Annotated in this window: 14 protein-coding genes; 10 read left to right on the forward strand and 4 right to left on the reverse strand. The window is 50.0% G+C overall.

All coding sequences use genetic code 11. The features are described 5' to 3' along the window. Positions 1-44 precede the first annotated feature (44 nt). Both ileS and SU32_RS02095 read left to right on the forward strand, forming a co-directional pair. A complete protein-coding gene (gene ileS, locus SU32_RS02090; protein WP_053997672.1) occupies positions 45-3095 on the forward strand; it encodes an isoleucine--tRNA ligase in 3051 nt (1016 codons plus the stop codon). A 135-nt stretch (positions 3096-3230) separates the two neighbouring features. Then, positions 3231-3794, forward strand: coding sequence for a hypothetical protein (locus SU32_RS02095; protein ID WP_053997673.1), 564 nt, complete (start codon positions 3231-3233; stop codon positions 3792-3794). An 8-nt stretch (positions 3795-3802) separates the two neighbouring features. On the opposite strand, the gene SU32_RS02100 is transcribed toward SU32_RS02095, so the two are convergent. Continuing rightward, positions 3803-4261: a nucleoside deaminase gene (locus tag SU32_RS02100; protein ID WP_053997674.1), complete on the reverse strand. Its 459-nt coding sequence runs from the start codon at positions 4259-4261 to the stop codon at positions 3803-3805. A gap of 68 nt (positions 4262-4329) precedes the next feature. Here SU32_RS02100 and SU32_RS02105 point away from each other — a divergent pair, with 68 nt between their 5' ends. From SU32_RS02105 to SU32_RS02115, 3 genes are read left to right on the forward strand one after another with little or no spacing between them, the layout of a single operon-like run. Further along, positions 4330-5760, forward strand: a complete 1431-nt coding sequence (locus tag SU32_RS02105) for a pseudouridine synthase (RefSeq protein ID WP_053997675.1) — start codon at positions 4330-4332, stop codon at positions 5758-5760. Positions 5761-5769: 9 nt separating this feature from the next. Beyond that, complete coding sequence (rsmD, locus tag SU32_RS02110; protein ID WP_053997676.1) at positions 5770-6339, forward strand: 16S rRNA (guanine(966)-N(2))-methyltransferase RsmD; 570 nt, start codon at positions 5770-5772, stop codon at positions 6337-6339. A 3-nt stretch (positions 6340-6342) separates the two neighbouring features. Continuing rightward, positions 6343-7230, forward strand: a complete 888-nt coding sequence (locus SU32_RS02115; protein WP_053997677.1) for a patatin-like phospholipase family protein — start codon at positions 6343-6345, stop codon at positions 7228-7230. A gap of 170 nt (positions 7231-7400) precedes the next feature. On the opposite strand, the gene SU32_RS02120 is transcribed toward SU32_RS02115, so the two are convergent. Together SU32_RS02120 and SU32_RS02125 are read right to left on the reverse strand one after the other, a co-directional pair. Further along, positions 7401-7832 carry a VOC family protein gene (locus SU32_RS02120; protein ID WP_053997678.1) on the reverse strand — a complete coding sequence of 144 codons (432 nt, stop codon included), beginning with the start codon at positions 7830-7832 and terminating at the stop codon, positions 7401-7403. After that, the gene (locus tag SU32_RS02125; RefSeq protein WP_053997679.1) at positions 7829-9652 is read right to left on the reverse strand and encodes a monovalent cation:proton antiporter-2 (CPA2) family protein; all 1824 of its coding nucleotides are present in this window, start codon (positions 9650-9652) and stop codon (positions 7829-7831) included. Before SU32_RS02125 ends, SU32_RS02120 begins: the two co-directional genes overlap by 4 nt. 173 nt (positions 9653-9825) lie before the next feature. Between SU32_RS02125 and SU32_RS02130 the strand changes: the two genes are divergently transcribed. From SU32_RS02130 to lpxK, 5 genes are all read left to right on the forward strand, one after another. Continuing rightward, positions 9826-11163: a TldD/PmbA family protein gene (locus SU32_RS02130; RefSeq protein ID WP_053997680.1), complete on the forward strand. Its 1338-nt coding sequence runs from the start codon at positions 9826-9828 to the stop codon at positions 11161-11163. 2 nt (positions 11164-11165) lie between these two features. Continuing rightward, positions 11166-12002, forward strand: a complete 837-nt coding sequence (locus tag SU32_RS02135; RefSeq protein ID WP_053997681.1) for a 3'(2'),5'-bisphosphate nucleotidase CysQ — start codon at positions 11166-11168, stop codon at positions 12000-12002. A 34-nt stretch (positions 12003-12036) separates the two neighbouring features. Further along, a complete protein-coding gene (locus SU32_RS02140) occupies positions 12037-12276 on the forward strand; it encodes a DUF4170 domain-containing protein (protein ID WP_053997682.1) in 240 nt (79 codons plus the stop codon). A 187-nt stretch (positions 12277-12463) separates the two neighbouring features. After that, positions 12464-13837: a lipid IV(A) 3-deoxy-D-manno-octulosonic acid transferase gene (gene waaA / locus SU32_RS02145; protein WP_053997683.1), complete on the forward strand. Its 1374-nt coding sequence runs from the start codon at positions 12464-12466 to the stop codon at positions 13835-13837. Continuing rightward, on the forward strand, positions 13824-14864 hold the full coding sequence (lpxK, locus tag SU32_RS02150; protein ID WP_053997684.1) for a tetraacyldisaccharide 4'-kinase: 1041 nt from the start codon (positions 13824-13826) through the stop codon (positions 14862-14864). Before waaA ends, lpxK begins: the two co-directional genes overlap by 14 nt. On the opposite strand, the gene SU32_RS02155 is transcribed toward lpxK, so the two are convergent. Further along, positions 14857-15072, reverse strand: a complete 216-nt coding sequence (locus SU32_RS02155) for a DUF2093 domain-containing protein (RefSeq protein WP_053997685.1) — start codon at positions 15070-15072, stop codon at positions 14857-14859. The two genes, lpxK and SU32_RS02155, sit on opposite strands and share 8 nt — an antisense overlap. Positions 15073-15088 lie beyond the last annotated feature (16 nt).

Consider the following 15088-nt stretch of genomic DNA (forward strand, 5'->3'; position numbering starts at 1 on the left):
GCCGATACACCGTAAGTCGCGCCAGAAATGACCGATAAATCACCATGACCGATTCTGCCGATAACAAGATCGACTATTCCAAGACACTCAATTTGCCGCAGACAGATTATCCGATGCGCGCTGGCCTGCCCAAGAAAGAACCTGAAATCATTGAGCGCTGGAATGAGATGAATCTCTACAAGCGCTTGCGTGAAGATGCCAAAGGCCGCGAGAAATTTGTACTTCATGATGGTCCGCCCTATGCCAATGGCAATTTGCACATCGGTCATGCGCTGAACAAAACACTAAAAGACATCATCACACGGTCATTTCAGATGCGCGGATATGATTCCAATTATGTGCCGGGTTGGGATTGTCACGGTCTTCCAATCGAATGGAAAATCGAGGAGCAGTATCGCGGAAAGGGAAAGAACAAAGACGAAGTGCCGATCAACGAATTCCGTAAGGAATGCCGTGATTTTGCCACCCATTGGGTTGGTGTTCAGTCCGAAGAGTTTTTGCGACTGGGCATCACCGGCGACTTTGAGAATCCGTACCTCACAATGAATTTTGACAGCGAGGCAATCATCGCCAACGAGTTGATGAAATTTGCCAAGTCCGGTCAGCTTTACCGCGGTTCAAAGCCGATTATGTGGTCGGTGGTTGAACAGACCGCTTTGGCAGAAGCCGAAATTGAATATGAAATGTATGAGTCTGACGCAATCTGGGTGAAGTTTCCGATTGCTTCTCAAAAAGACAATAGCGGTGCCGAAAAAGAAGAGCTTGTCCGCTTAAGTAAGGCCATTGAAGATACTGACGGCTGGACAGGCGATGGCGAATTGTCGGATGCAAAAGAGAAGTATTTATTGACAGATGCTTCCGTTGTCATCTGGACAACCACACCTTGGACAATTCCGGCCAACCGTGCGGTTTCATATTCCAGCCGTATTAATTATGCGCTTTTTGAAGTGACAGCAGCCGAGCATGATTTCGGTCCGCAGGCCGGTGACAAACTCATCTTTGCAGAAAAGCTGGCGACCGAATGTTTTGAAAAAGCAAAGCTGGAATTCAAAAAACTGCGCGATGTTTCTGCCGATGAACTTGGCTCGCTCACACTCTCCCACCCGCTGCGTGGTCATGGCGGTGGCTATGAATTCGATGTGCCTATGCTTGATGGCGACCATGTAACCGATGATGCGGGTACGGGTTTTGTGCACACGGCACCAAGCCATGGCCGTGATGACTTTGAAATTTGGGTTTCAATGCGCAATGAACTGGAAGCGCGCGGTATCGATGCGTCAATTCCGTTTACCGTGGATGATCAGGGCTTTTACACAGATGATGCGCCGGGTTTTGGTCCGGAAAGTGACGGTGGTGCCGCGCAAGTTATTGATCACAAGGGCAAAAAGGGTGATGCAAACAAACGTGTCATCGCTGCTCTGATTGAAAGAGACAACCTTTTCAGCCGTGGGCGTATCAAACACGAATACCCGCATTCATGGCGTTCTAAAAAGCCGATCATCTTCCGTAATACGCCGCAGTGGTTTGTCTATATGGACAAAGATGGCGTGTGTGAAAAAGGCACGCTGCGTGATACTGCGCTGGCTGCGATTGAAGAGACCCGTTTTGTACCTGCAGTAGGTAAAAACCGTCTGCGTGGCATGATTGCAGGACGTCCTGATTGGGTACTTTCGCGTCAGCGTGCTTGGGGCGTTCCAATTACGGTATTCCGCAATGAGGAAACGGGACAGGTTATCCCTGGTCCTGATTTTGAAAAGTCCGACGAACTGTCAAAGCGCATTGTAGACGCTTTTAAAGCCGACGGTGCGGATGCATGGTACTCAGAAGGTGCAAAAGAGCGCTTTCTGGACGGTCTTGTTGAAGATCAGCAGAATTGGCAAAAAGTCGACGATATTCTTGATGTCTGGTTTGATTCCGGTTCAACCCACGCCTTCTGTCTGGAACAGCGCGAAGACTTGAAATGGCCGGCGGATGTGTATCTCGAAGGTTCCGACCAGCACCGCGGCTGGTTCCACTCCTCCTTGCTGGAAAGTTCTGGAACACGGGGTAGGGCTCCTTATAATGCGGTGATTACGCACGGCTTCACCATGGCAGAAGATGGACGCAAAATGTCCAAATCGCTCGGTAACCAGATGTTCCCGCAGGACATCATCAAAAAGTCAGGCGCAGATATTTTGCGCCTTTGGGTTGCTTCGACTGATTATCAGGAAGATCAGCGTATCGGAGAAGAGATTCTCAAAACCAATATCGATAGCTACCGCAAACTGCGTAACACGCTGCGCTGGATGCTTGGCACCCTTGCCCATGATGAGGGTGAAAAAATCGCTTTTGCCGACATGCCGGAACTGGAGCGGTTGATGCTTCATCGTATCTGGGAGCTCGATAAGCTGGTGAATTCCAATTACAATAATTTCGACTTCAAGCGTATCACGCGCGGTTTGTTGGATTTTATGGTACTCGAGCTATCGGCCTTTTACTTCGATGTACGCAAAGATGCACTTTATTGTGATGGTCCGTCTTCGGTCCGCCGCAAGGCAGCCCTTCAAGTTGTTGGCATTCTGTTTGACCGTCTCGTCACTTGGATGGCACCAATTCTGCCATTTACAATGGAAGAAACATGGTTGAGCCGTTATCCCGATGCGCAGTCTGTGCACCTTGAACAATTCCGCGGATGTTCTGATGAATGGCGCGATGATGCTCTTGCTGCAAAATGGAAAAAAGTACGTCAGGTTCGACGCGTTGTGACCGGTGCCCTAGAGATCGAGCGCCGCGAAAAACGCATTGGCTCTTCTTTGGAAGCTGCGCCTGTTGTTTACATTAATAATCAAGAACTAAGTGCGGCGATCAAAGGCCTTGATATGGAGGAAATCTGTATCACGTCTGATATTATGATCAGCGCCGGTGCTGTGCCTGATGATGCCTTTACACTCGATGATGTTGCTGGCGTAGCTGTTGTCTCGCAAAAGGCGAAAGGTGATAAATGCGCGCGCTCTTGGCGTGTGACGAATGATGTTGGCACTGATCCTGAGTTTCCGGAAGTATCCGCACGCGATGCAAAGGTTCTTCAGGAGTTGAAGCAATTGGGCAAATTATAAGCTCATTGCTTGCAATACAGTGTTTGTGATATGAGCAACCACGAAAAAGTCAGATTTCGCGTCTAACGCGGAATCTGAAGATGAATGCGTGTCGTGCGCAGCTCAATATAATGAGCAAACGGGGTGTTGAGTTTGATGATTAAAAATGTCGTAAAAACGGGTGCGGTCGTTGCTGTTGCAGCTTCTGTGGCTGGCTGTATGGGGCCGACATATGGCACAGGCAAAACATCTGGCGAGCATTTAATGGATGATTTAAGTGGTGCGCTTTCATTGGCACCGGCCGATCATGGAAAAGCAAAAATTCAGTACACACCACGTCCTGATATTGTAAAGCCTGCCGACACGTCATCTCTGCCAGCGCCGCAACAAAACATTGCGGACAGTTCTGCTGAATGGCCGGAATCTCCTGAACAAAAGCGTCAGCGTATTTTGGCTGACATCGAAAACGGCAAGCGCAGTGCTAATTTTGTGACCAACCGTGCAGATGCGGATGCGCTTGGCTCGTCTGCTGGCCCGGGGCGCGGTGCTACCGGCGGTGGCCGTGTGTTCCTTACCGATCCACCTGCCGAGTATACACAGCCTGCATCAACAGCAATCGCTGGCGAGTTGGGTGAAACAGAAGCGAAAAAAGAGCGGGCACGCAAGCGCGCACAGGGCAAAGGTAAAACCGGTCTGAGACGTCTGTTCCCTTGGCTCTAATAGCTGGGCTATCTTCGGTTTAAGAAAAATTCTTTGAGAAGTCGCGCTGACGCATCGCCTGAAATTCCATCATATACTTCTGGTGAATGATGGCATGTTTCGCTTGCAAAGAAACGTGTTCCGGAAATAACAGCGCCTCCCTTTTCATCACGCGCACCGAAATAAAGTCGGCGAATGCGTGCATGGGATATGGCACCGGCGCACATAGAGCATGGCTCCAAAGTGACATACATGTCGCAGCCTTCCAGTCTCTCCCGGCCAAGTTTTTGGGCTGCAAGTCTGATTGCGAGCGTTTCAGCATGAGCTGTCGGGTCATGGTCGGTGCGTGTCCGGTTTCCGCAATGCGCAATGACTTCACCGTTAAGGACGATAACGGCGCCGACTGGCACTTCACCCATCGAACCTGCCAGTTCGGCTTCGGCCAAAGCAATGTCCATAAAGTTTTCTTTTGGCGTAGCAGCGGTCATACTCAAACTTTCTCTCGCAAATTTTGCCCTCTTTTGTTAGGGAGCGGTAACAACCAAGGCAATACCCGATGAACAAGAATGATAATAAGCGCAGCTTTAAGAGTAAGCCGCACCAAACCGACGCGGCTACGCGTCCAACAGAACGCATTGCGAAACGCTTGGCGAGGGCAGGCATTGCATCGCGCCGCGATGCAGAGGCGCTGATTGTGGATGGCCGTATTAAGGTCAATGGAAAAACGCTCACCTCACCGGCTCTAAATGTGAGCGACAGCGATGTAATTCTGATTGATGGAAAACCTATTCCGACGATCGAACGAACACGTCTTTGGCTGTATCACAAGCCGGGCGGATTGGTGACAAGCAACCGAGATACAGAAGGGCGGGCAACTGTTTTTGAAAGCTTGCCGAAAGAACTGCCCCGTGTTGTTTCTGTGGGGCGGCTGGATATTAACACTGAAGGCCTGCTTCTTTTAACCAATGACGGCGGTCTGGCACGTGTTCTGGAATTGCCGCAAACAGGTTGGCTTCGCCGTTATCGCGTGCGCGCCCACGGCAAGGTAACGCAGCAACAGCTTGATCAGCTAAAAGACGGCATTGCTGTCGACGGTATCTTTTATGCTTCAATTGATGCCCGCCTTGAGCGCGAGCAAGGCAGCAATGTCTGGATTGAAGTTGGTTTGCGCGAAGGTAAAAACCGCGAAGTTAAAAACGTTATGGGCGCACTTGGCCTTGATGTTAACCGGCTTATCCGCATCTCATTTGGTCCGTTCCAGCTTGGCGATTTGGGGGAAGGCGAAGTGTTGGAAGTCAAAGGACGCACACTGCGCGAACAGCTTGGTGAACGTTTGATTGAAGAATCCGGTGCAAACTTTGATGCACCCGTGACCAATGCTTTCCCGAATGCGCCGGTACGCAGTAACAAACCTGCCGAAGACAAACGTATCGAAGCTTCCCGTCGTGGTGACTGGGTCTCAGGCACAAAACTTCTGGGTGAAGCGGCTGAAGAGCAGGCACGCAAAGAAGCAAAAAAAGCCGGACGTAAATATGTAAAGCCAGTTGATAAGCGTGAACGTGACCGTGATGGCTGGTCAACGCAGGCACCATCTGAAGATCGTGCAAAAAAAGCGGGAATAGAAAAGCCAAAGCGTGAAGCCCGTCCGAACCGTTCAGCGAATGTGTGGATGGCACCGGGCGCACGCCCGAAAGGCAAGCGCAACGACGATGAAGCCGAAGGGCGTGGTCCACGTCGATCAGGCCCTAAAGGTGACGGCGGCTTGCGTTCGAAAGGAATGTTTGGCGCTAAAAATGAAGACGGCAAAAAGCGCAGCGCCAAAATGTTTGACGCATCAGCTTCTGCAGGCAGCGGCGATAAAAAGCCAAGAGGCGCAAAGCCGGCCGGTAAACCAAATGAGCGCAGCGACAGATGGAAAGCAGGCGAACGTTCTAGATCTGGAAAGCCGCCGGCGAACCGGCGACCTCACCGCGGCAAGAAGGACTAGAAGACGGTTATGCGTATCGTTGGCGGCAAATATAAAGGGCGTGCGATTGCAAGTCCTAAAGCCGGATCAAATGATATAAGGCCGACGACAGATCGTGCGCGTGAAAGCCTGTTTAATATCTTGCAACATGCATATTCCGACAAGCTCAAGGGCGGGCGCGTACTCGATATTTTTGCAGGTACTGGCGCCCTCGGGTTCGAAGCTATGTCGCGGGGCGCATCTTTTGCCCTGTTTGTTGAGATGGGTGCTCAAGGGCGTGGTTTGATACGTGAAACAATGCACACCCTTGGCTTGCAAGGATCAACCAAGTTATTTCGCCGTGATGCAACGAAGCTTGGCCCGGTTGGAACAATGGAGCTGTTTGATCTGGTTTTCATGGACCCGCCTTATAACCGGCAAATGGGTGAAGCAGCACTTGTGTCTCTTAAAGATGGTGGTTGGTTGCGCGAAGACGCTCTTATTATATTGGAAGAAGCCTCAAAGGCACCGTTTAACTTGCCAGATGGTTTTCAGTTGATCGATGAGCGAAGCTCAAATACCAGTATTGTAAGGTTTATTAAGCAGATCGAGAATTTATGAACCATGGCTGAGCTTAAAAAACCGGATGAAGCGGCTGACTTATCCCAAAGCAGCGGGCCGACCATTGCTGTCGCATTTGGCGGCGGCGGTGCGCGGGGCTATGCACACATTCATATTATAGAAATCCTTGATGAGCTGGGTATAAAGCCGGTTGCGATTTCCGGTGCTTCTATCGGTGCTATTATGGGCGCGGCGATGGCCTCCGGTATGTCGGGCAAAGAAATACACGAATATGCGCTCGAACTGGCGGGCAATAGAACTGGCGCTCTGACACGCTATTTCAAAGCAAGGCCGAGCGGTCTCGGCAATATGTTCAACAATGAATTTAGTCTCGGCCAGCTCGACGGTAGAACAATCCTCAAAGCTTTTCTGCCGCCACAGATCAAAGAGACATTTGCCGAACTCCAAATACCTTTATCTGTCAGCGCGACAGACTATTACGGCTTCAAGGAAACGATCTACAATGATGGTAATCTGATTGATGCGATAGCAGCGTCTTCCTCTATTCCGGCGGTATTCCGGCCAGTGCAAATAGATGGACGCTACATGGTTGATGGTGGTTTTTACAATCCCGTGCCATTTGATCATTTGATCGGCCGTGCGGATCTTATTATCGGCATTGATGTTGTCGGTACACCGATTGGTGATGTGACTAAGGCCCCCAAGGCCATCGACAGTATTTACGGTGCAAGCCAGTTAATGATGCAGTCCATCCTGACAAATAAGCTGGCCATAACGCCGCCGGATATTTTCCTGCGCCCGAATGTATCGAAATACAGGGTTCAGGATTTTTTCAAGGCGCAGAATATCCTCGAAGATTCCAAAGATGTGCGTGAAGAACTAAAGCGCTCTCTAGATGATGCTGTAAACGCGTTTCAAAAATCGCAGTGATTGCCTCAGCCGTTTTAGCCAAGATTATCGAACGCCGCATTGGCGATAAATAAAGCGCCGTTAAACAAAAAGCTTATCGCAGCAAATTAACACAGGAAAATTGTAAGTGCGCGAGCCTCGCCGCTTGTGTCAAAAATATCAGCGCTTCGCGCATATCTTGCCTGATGCGGTTATACGGCGAACACTTGCTCCATCGAGCTAAAGCCTTTGAACTCAAGTGCATTTCCGGAGGGGTCACGGATGAAGAGGGTTGCCTGTTCACCGGCTTGACCTTCAAAGCGCAGACTTGGCTTCATGATCCAGTCAGTATGAGCATAGGCCTCAAGTCTGGCAGCAAGCTCTTTCCAGTCGGTCATTGTGAGCACCACGCCAAAATGGGGAATAGGCACAATATCATTGCCCACCGACCCTGCACTATGTGCAGGCTGCATATCTTCTCGAAGATGCGCGGACATTTGATGCCCGAACAAGCTGAAATCCGTCCACGTTTCCGATGATCGCCCGGGCGTGCACCCCAGAACATCATGATAGAAAGCGCGGGTTTCCTCCAAGTCACGAACCGGAAACGCCAGGTGAAAGGGTGTTAGTGATTTATCAGTCAAGCGTTGGCTCCGTTCTTCGAGTGATGTTCTTCAACATTCACAATGCGACCTTCTTGTTTCGGTTTGGTAAGAGGTTCTGGCTTCACAGGTGTGGTATGAATCATATCGCCGCCCGCCGCCAGCCCTTCGCTGGCTTGAATGCGAAGACGTTGTTCATCGCGGCGACGCACATCATTGATGATGTCGCGGGATTGGTCCTCGCTTAAACCCAATGCTTCGAGTGTGCTCGCGCCGAACAAGAGGCCAGATTCAAATGTTTCGCGAAGTTCGTATTCAACTTCTTTTGAGCGCAGGCTCAAGCTGTGAGTGCGGTCATAGGACCGCACATAAAGCTTTTGTTCGGGGTATTCTGCGCGAATAAGATCCACAATGCGGTCGGTCACTGCCATGTTATGCGTACAAACTGCAACGACACGCGCACGGCTGATACCGGCAGCTTCCAGAACCTCCTTGCGCGTTCCATCACCAAAATAGATGCGGAAGCCGAACTTTCCGGCTGATTGAACACGGTCAGCGGAGTTGTCAATGATTGTAACTTCCTTGCCGCCTGCAAGAAGCGCTTGCGATGCAATCTGACCGAAGCGTGAAAAGCCGATCATCAGCACGTCGACACTTTCATCTGCGCCTTCAAAATCCTCCTCCATGTCTGCGGCAGCCTCTTTTCTTTCCAGCCGCGATCCAAGCGCGACAGACAAAGGTGTCAGCGCCATTGATAAAGTCGTTATGGCAATCAGCAACGAAGAAGTGTCTTGATTAAAAATGCTCAGTCCTGCAGCGGCAGAAAAAAGCACAAAGCCAAATTCGCCGCCTTGCGGCAGTACCATCGCAGTGCGTAGAGAGACATTGTAATCATTGCCGAATATGCGGCAGAGCAAAAACACAACAGTTGATTTAGTGATCATGAGAAGTGGTACCGCAATAATGATTGCAAGCCATTCATCCACAATAACGCTGAGATTTAGGCTCATGCCAATCGCAATGAAAAACAGGCCAAGCAATAAGCCTCTGAAAGGTTCTATGTCGGCTTCAAGTTCATGACGGTAAGATGACTCTGCCAGCATAACACCGGCAATAAACGCGCCCATAGCCATGGAGAGGCCGGCCAATTGCATCAAATATGCAGAGCCGAGCACCACCAATAGTGCCGTTGCAAGCATGGCCTCGCGTGCCCCTGTGTTGCCGACTATGCGCAATAAAGGGGTCAACAGATAACGGCCTGCCACAATGAGCAGCAGGATTGCACCAACAGCCTTGCCGAATTCCAACAAGCCATTTGAGTCAGTTTCAGTGGCAAACGGTGCAAGCAGAGGAATGACTGCTAGCATCGGTACGATGGCAAGGTCCTGGAATAGCAAAATTGCAAACGACTTCTGTCCGTGACGCCTGTTCATCTCGCCGCGCTCTTCCAGAACCTGTAGCGCGAAAGCGGTTGATGACAAGGCCAAACCAAAACCGATAACGGTTGATGCGGCGACACCCTTGCCTGTCAGAGCGATCGCCAGAGATGTGAGGACGATACCTGTTAGGAAAACTTGCAGTAATCCGATGCCGAAGATATCCCGCCGCAATGACCATAAACGCGAAGGTTTTAACTCCAGCCCTATGATAAACAGCAGAAAGACAACGCCGAGTTCGGAAACCTGAAGCACCGCCTCCGCGTCTGTAACGAGGCGTAGAACGGGGCCAATCACTACGCCCGCAGCGAGATAACCGAGCACTGTACCAAGGCCAAATTTCTTAAACAGCGGTGCGGCAACTACAGCTGAACCCAAAATCAGGACAGCTTCACTAAACAATGCAGGTGCTTCACCCCCAGCCATATTTCTGTTCCTCTACAAACTGCTGCATTTTTGATCGCTGCGTGAACGAACAATTAGATTGCCTTAAAACTTGATGAATTCACGAGTCATCCATAGATAGATATTGCACGTATCTTGTGCCAGAAGACAAGCATTCAACATGCGCGCGAAGCGCATTATCAATCGGAGATATTATGCCGGAGAACGCACAAAGCTTGATCGATCATGCTGCCGCACTTGTTGAAGCCGCCAAGCGTGCAGGCGCAGACGCAAGCGATGCGGTTGCTGTGCGCCAGAGATCGACATCAATTCAGGTGCGTAATGGCAAGGTTGAAGGCACAGATGCTTCTGAAGCGGATGATATGTCTTTGCGTGTTTTCGTTGGCAAAAAAGTAGCCAGCGTTTCTGCGGCCACATCCAGTAACCCAGATATGCTGGCTGAACGCGCTGTTGCGATGGCGAGAGTTTCTCCCGATGATGCTTTTAACGCTCTGGCCGATGCGAATAAACTGGCGACTGATTTTGCTGATCTTGATCTGTACGACAAAACCGGTGTTACAGCGGAAATGCTGTCTAAAGACGCACTTGAGGCAGAGACGGCGGCGCTGGATGTAGCCGGTGTTTCACGGTCATCAGGCGCGGGTGCATCTGCCGGTGTCGGGGGATTGGTGCTTGTGACGTCCCATGGTTTCCAAGGCAGTTATTTTGGAACCCGCTTTGGCTGTTCTGTATCGGTTGTGGCCGGTGAGGGCACTGCGATGGAGCGCGATTATGATTACTCCAGCCGTATCTACTACAACGATCTTGATAGCCGCTTTGATATTGGAAAATCGGCAGGTGATCGTGCTGTAAAGCGGTTGAACCCGCGTAAAATGCCCACTCAAAGTGTGCCAATCATCTTTGATCCGCGTGTGTCGCGCGGGATTTTGGGGCATTTAAATGGCGCAATTAATGGTGCGTCAGTGGCAAGGAAATCCTCTTTTCTGCAAGAAAAAATGGGTAAGCAGATTGCCAGCGAGAAAATTACGGTGATTGATGATCCGAACATCGTTCGCGGACAGGCTTCAAGGCCATTTGATGGCGAGGGTGTGCGCGGCGAAAAGCTGACAATGGTTGAAAACGGTGTTTTGCAACATTGGTACCTTTCAACATCAATCGGCAATGAACTTGGGCTGCCAACCAATGGTCGGGGCGCACGCGGCGGTACGTCGGTAGGTGCTTCATCAACAAATGTATGGATGCAGCCGGGGGACCAGACGCCGGATGAAATGCTCAAAGCGATTGGTACCGGTTTTTATGTTACCGAAGTTTTTGGTCAGGGCGTGAACATGGTTACGGGAGAATATAGCCGTGGCGCTTCAGGTTTTTGGATTGAGAACGGAGAAATTGCATTTCCGGTTTCTGAAGTTACGATTGCATCGAATCTAAAAGACATGTTTATGACAATGGTACCTGCAAATGATTTGGACAGAAATTATAGCACTTCTGCGCCGACAATTCTGGTTCCCGAAATGACACTGGCTGGCAACTAAGTATGGATGAAAAATTGTCGACTGCTGAAAGCGAATTCAGTTATCAGGAAGACTTGGAGCTCATTGTCAAAATTGCCCAACATGCAGGCAACTTGGCATTGCCATATTTTCATGGCGATAAACAGCTTAATGTTCAGATGAAAGCAGGGGACTCGCCGGTCAGTGCCGCTGATTATGCTGTCAACGCTTACCTTGAAGAACATTTAAAAGCCGCCCGCCCTGATTATGGCTGGCTCTCCGAAGAAACACTGGATGCTGATAAATCTGTTCGGCTAGCTTCAAAACGCACATTCATAGTTGACCCTATAGATGGCACGCGCGGCTTCATTAACGGGTCAAAGGTTTGGTGTGTATCGGTCGGGATTGTTGAAGATGGCCGACCGGTCGTCGGCGTACTTGTCTGCCCGGCATGTGACGAAACCTACACGGCAATTTTAGGCGGCGGCGCAGAGCTGAATGGCAAGACAATCAAGATAGAAGCTGAACTGCCTGAAAAAAGTGCTCTCATTATTGGCGGTGCGCGTGTTTTCATTGATGCAATGGACGCTAAGACCACCGATTTTTATAAACGTCATCCGCATGTGCCTTCACTTGCCTATCGTGTTGCGATGGTGGCGACCGGCAAGATGGCTGCCACATATATCAAGCCAAATGCGCATGATTGGGATATCGCTGCGGCGGATTTGATTTTGCATGAAGCCGGCGGTGTATTGCTGGATGCCAAAGGCGAGCGCTTTGTCTTGAACCAAATTAATCCTAAAAAGCCTGTCATGATTGCTTGCCATCCGAAATTGGCAAAAGACATGCTAAGTATTGTCGCCGAAACACCGTTCGGTTAGAGCACAATCACAATTTTAATGTATGAGGTTTTAAATGAGCGAAGATGCAACAGAAAAGCAGCTTCTTCATCTGGTGATCGGTGGAGAGCTAACATCCCTTGAAGGCAAAACATTCCGTGATCTGGATGCGCTGGATATTGTTGGTGTTTACCCCAACTACGAAACGGCGGTCGCCGCTTGGAAATCCAAAGCTCAGCAAACCGTTGATAATGCCCATATGCGTTACTTTGTTGTCCACCTGCATCGTTTGCTGGATCCGCAAGGCGATAAATAAGCCTTTAATGCGAACATAAGATTGCCGCGATTCTAATTTATGCAGCATTCTTACATCAAGTGCGGGTCCGCCTGCTTGACGGGGCCTGCACCGGCAAATTAAACACGTTCATCGCAAAAATTGAAATTATATCGCGATTTGTAACAATGCGTGTAAAAACGGGATAATATTAGTTTGGCTATTGGTAATGAGTGAGCGGTGGGCGCGTGCTGCACTGCAGACTTACCGTTGGGTGGGGCTCGCTGCATATCCATTTATTGGTGCTTATGTCGCACTGCGTGCTTCACGCGGTAAAGAGCAGCATGCGCGGCGTCATGAGCGCTACGGCAAGCCGTCTTTGCCCAAGCCTGAAGGGCCGTTGGTTTGGATACATGCGGTCAGTGTCGGTGAGACCAATGCTGTTCTCGGCTTGATCGAACGCATGTTGTCTAAAGGCATCAATATTGTGCTCACTACAGGCACAACCACTTCTGCAGCACTTGTACGCGAACGTTTGGGTAACAAAGTCATCCACCAATATGTGCCGCTTGATCTAAAGCCGGCGGTGAGCCGTTTTTTAAATTATTGGAAGCCCGATGCTGCAATCTTCGCCGAGTCCGAAGTGTGGCCAATGACGATCTTGGAACTTGGCGCGCGGCGTATACCGCAAATCTTGATTAACGGTCGCATGTCCGACCGCTCTTTTAACCGCTGGAAAAAACGATCAGCTTTGGCCGATTCTTTGTTTGAGAATTTTCATCATGTCGCAGCCCAGACAGAGCGCGATGCGGAGCGTTTTCGTGAGTTGGGTGCCCGTCCTGTAACCGTTACAGGCAATCTTAAGGCCGATGTGAGAATTCCCGCTGTTGATAGTGAAACCAAATCACAGTTGGAGCAGGCAATTGCAAACCGCCCCGTGTGGGCCGCAGTTTCCACCCATGACGGAGAAGAAAAGGTCGCAGCGCGTGTCCACCGTGCATTAAAAAAGCACTGGCCGGAACTGTTGACGATCATTGTGCCGCGTCATCCCAAACGCAGCGCCGATATTCAAAAAATGCTGGATGAATATGGTTTATCTGTCGCCGTCCGTTCGACCGATAAAATGCCAAACGCAAAGACAGATATTTTTCTTGGCGACACCATTGGTGAAATGGGGCTTTACTTGCGAATGGCAAGTGTCGCTTTCGTTGGTAAGTCGTTGAAAGGTGAAGGCGGCCAAAACCCGCTGGAACCAGCCGTTCTTGATACAGCAATATTATCAGGCCCAAATGTTTCGGCATTTGATGAAGCCTATAAAAAGTTGATTGAAGCACGCGGTGCCCGTTTTGTAGAAGACGAAATTTCACTTGCTAAAGCCGTCTATAAATTGTTGCAGAATGACAAATTGCGAAATGCGATGGCGATGTCCGCGGCGCGTGTCGTTAGCAATATGGAAGGTGCACTTGACGATACATGGGATATGCTTGGCCCCTATATTCAACCGCTCATTGTGAATGCAAAACTTGGTAATGCATATCAAATGATGGATGATGAAGACGGCAACGGAACACAGGTCGGGAAAAAGCGCATTGGCTGGAAATGAAACACCTCCGTTCTGGTATGATGCCCCCGGTGTAAAGTCGCTTTTAGCCAGCCCAGTCAGCCAGCTTTATGCATATATTGCGCGCAGGCGCATGGACAAAGCGCAGCCGAAGCGGGTTCTCGCGCCGGTTCTTTGTATCGGAAATCTAACGGTCGGTGGTACAGGCAAAACACCTACCGCAATTGCAATCGCAAAGGCTGCAATTAAACACAAATACCGTCCGGGTTTTGTTAGCCGAGGCTATGGCGGTATTCATGTTCGTTCGCACTTGGTTGACCCGCAAAACGATACTGCGACAGCCGTCGGCGATGAACCCTTGTTGCTTGCCCGATATGCACCCACGATTGTCGGACATAACAGAGCAACAAGTGCGCAGAACCTGATTGATCAGGGTTGTGATTTCATTATCATGGATGACGGCTTTCAAAGCCGGACACTGCACTATGATTATGCACTGATAACGTTGGATGCGCGGCGCGGCATTGGCAATGGATCGGTCATTCCCGGTGGTCCTCTGCGTGCGCCATTAATTGATCAGATACGATGGGCAACAGCGATCTTGCGCATTGGCGATGGCGATAGGGGCGACCGGGTTATTCGCGCAGCATCGCGCGCTGCAAAGCCGATCATGCATGGCCATCTCGAACCGGCAAATGTGAGAGAGATTTCAGGAAAACAGGTGCTGGCCTTTGCCGGTATCGGAGATCCGACAAAGTTTTATGAAACGCTCAAAAAATATGGCTGTTATCTTGCTGATACGCATTCATTTGCCGATCATCATGTTTACACGCACAATGAGGCACGTCAGTTGCTGGAAAAAGCGAGCTCTGAAGGATTGGAGCTCGTAACAACAGAGAAAGATGCCGTCCGGCTAACGCATATTGAAGGCCCGTTGGCTGAACTAAAAGAACGCACGCATGTGCTTCCTGTTTCGCTCGTTTTCGAAACCAAAACAGATGCCGATAGCATTATCATGGAAACCGCGGAAAAATACCATCAAGCGCGTATCAAGAACGGCTCTATCTGACGCTGGCTGTTTTTTCCGCTTCAAGGGAAGCATTGACATCGATATATGCTTCTTGGCGCGCGACTGACCAATATTTCAGTTCTTCAATAGAAATGGGTTTGCCTGTAATGGCACATTTAACAAATGTACCCGGCTTGATCACACGAAAATCAGCGTCCAGATATTTGATCTTGGCTTCACTCGCGCTGGGTAGATCATGAATGTTCATTGTGTCTTCCTATTTC

Source organism: Ahrensia marina, assembly GCF_001293565.1.
Taxonomy (GTDB): domain Bacteria; phylum Pseudomonadota; class Alphaproteobacteria; order Rhizobiales; family Rhizobiaceae; genus Ahrensia; species Ahrensia marina.

Coding starts and splice junctions, on each gene's coding strand:
- ileS (WP_053997672.1), top strand. CDS start 45: ATGACCGATTCTGCCGATAACAAGATCGACTATTCCAAGACACTCAAT.
- SU32_RS02095 (WP_053997673.1), top strand. CDS start 3,231: ATGATTAAAAATGTCGTAAAAACGGGTGCGGTCGTTGCTGTTGCAGCT.
- SU32_RS02100 (WP_053997674.1), bottom strand. CDS start 4,261: ATGACCGCTGCTACGCCAAAAGAAAACTTTATGGACATTGCTTTGGCC.
- SU32_RS02105 (WP_053997675.1), top strand. CDS start 4,330: ATGAACAAGAATGATAATAAGCGCAGCTTTAAGAGTAAGCCGCACCAA.
- rsmD (WP_053997676.1), top strand. CDS start 5,770: ATGCGTATCGTTGGCGGCAAATATAAAGGGCGTGCGATTGCAAGTCCT.
- SU32_RS02115 (WP_053997677.1), top strand. CDS start 6,343: ATGGCTGAGCTTAAAAAACCGGATGAAGCGGCTGACTTATCCCAAAGC.
- SU32_RS02125 (WP_053997679.1), bottom strand. CDS start 9,652: ATGGCTGGGGGTGAAGCACCTGCATTGTTTAGTGAAGCTGTCCTGATT.
- SU32_RS02130 (WP_053997680.1), top strand. CDS start 9,826: ATGCCGGAGAACGCACAAAGCTTGATCGATCATGCTGCCGCACTTGTT.
- SU32_RS02135 (WP_053997681.1), top strand. CDS start 11,166: ATGGATGAAAAATTGTCGACTGCTGAAAGCGAATTCAGTTATCAGGAA.
- SU32_RS02140 (WP_053997682.1), top strand. CDS start 12,037: ATGAGCGAAGATGCAACAGAAAAGCAGCTTCTTCATCTGGTGATCGGT.
- waaA (WP_053997683.1), top strand. CDS start 12,464: ATGAGTGAGCGGTGGGCGCGTGCTGCACTGCAGACTTACCGTTGGGTG.
- SU32_RS02155 (WP_053997685.1), bottom strand. CDS start 15,072: ATGAACATTCATGATCTACCCAGCGCGAGTGAAGCCAAGATCAAATAT.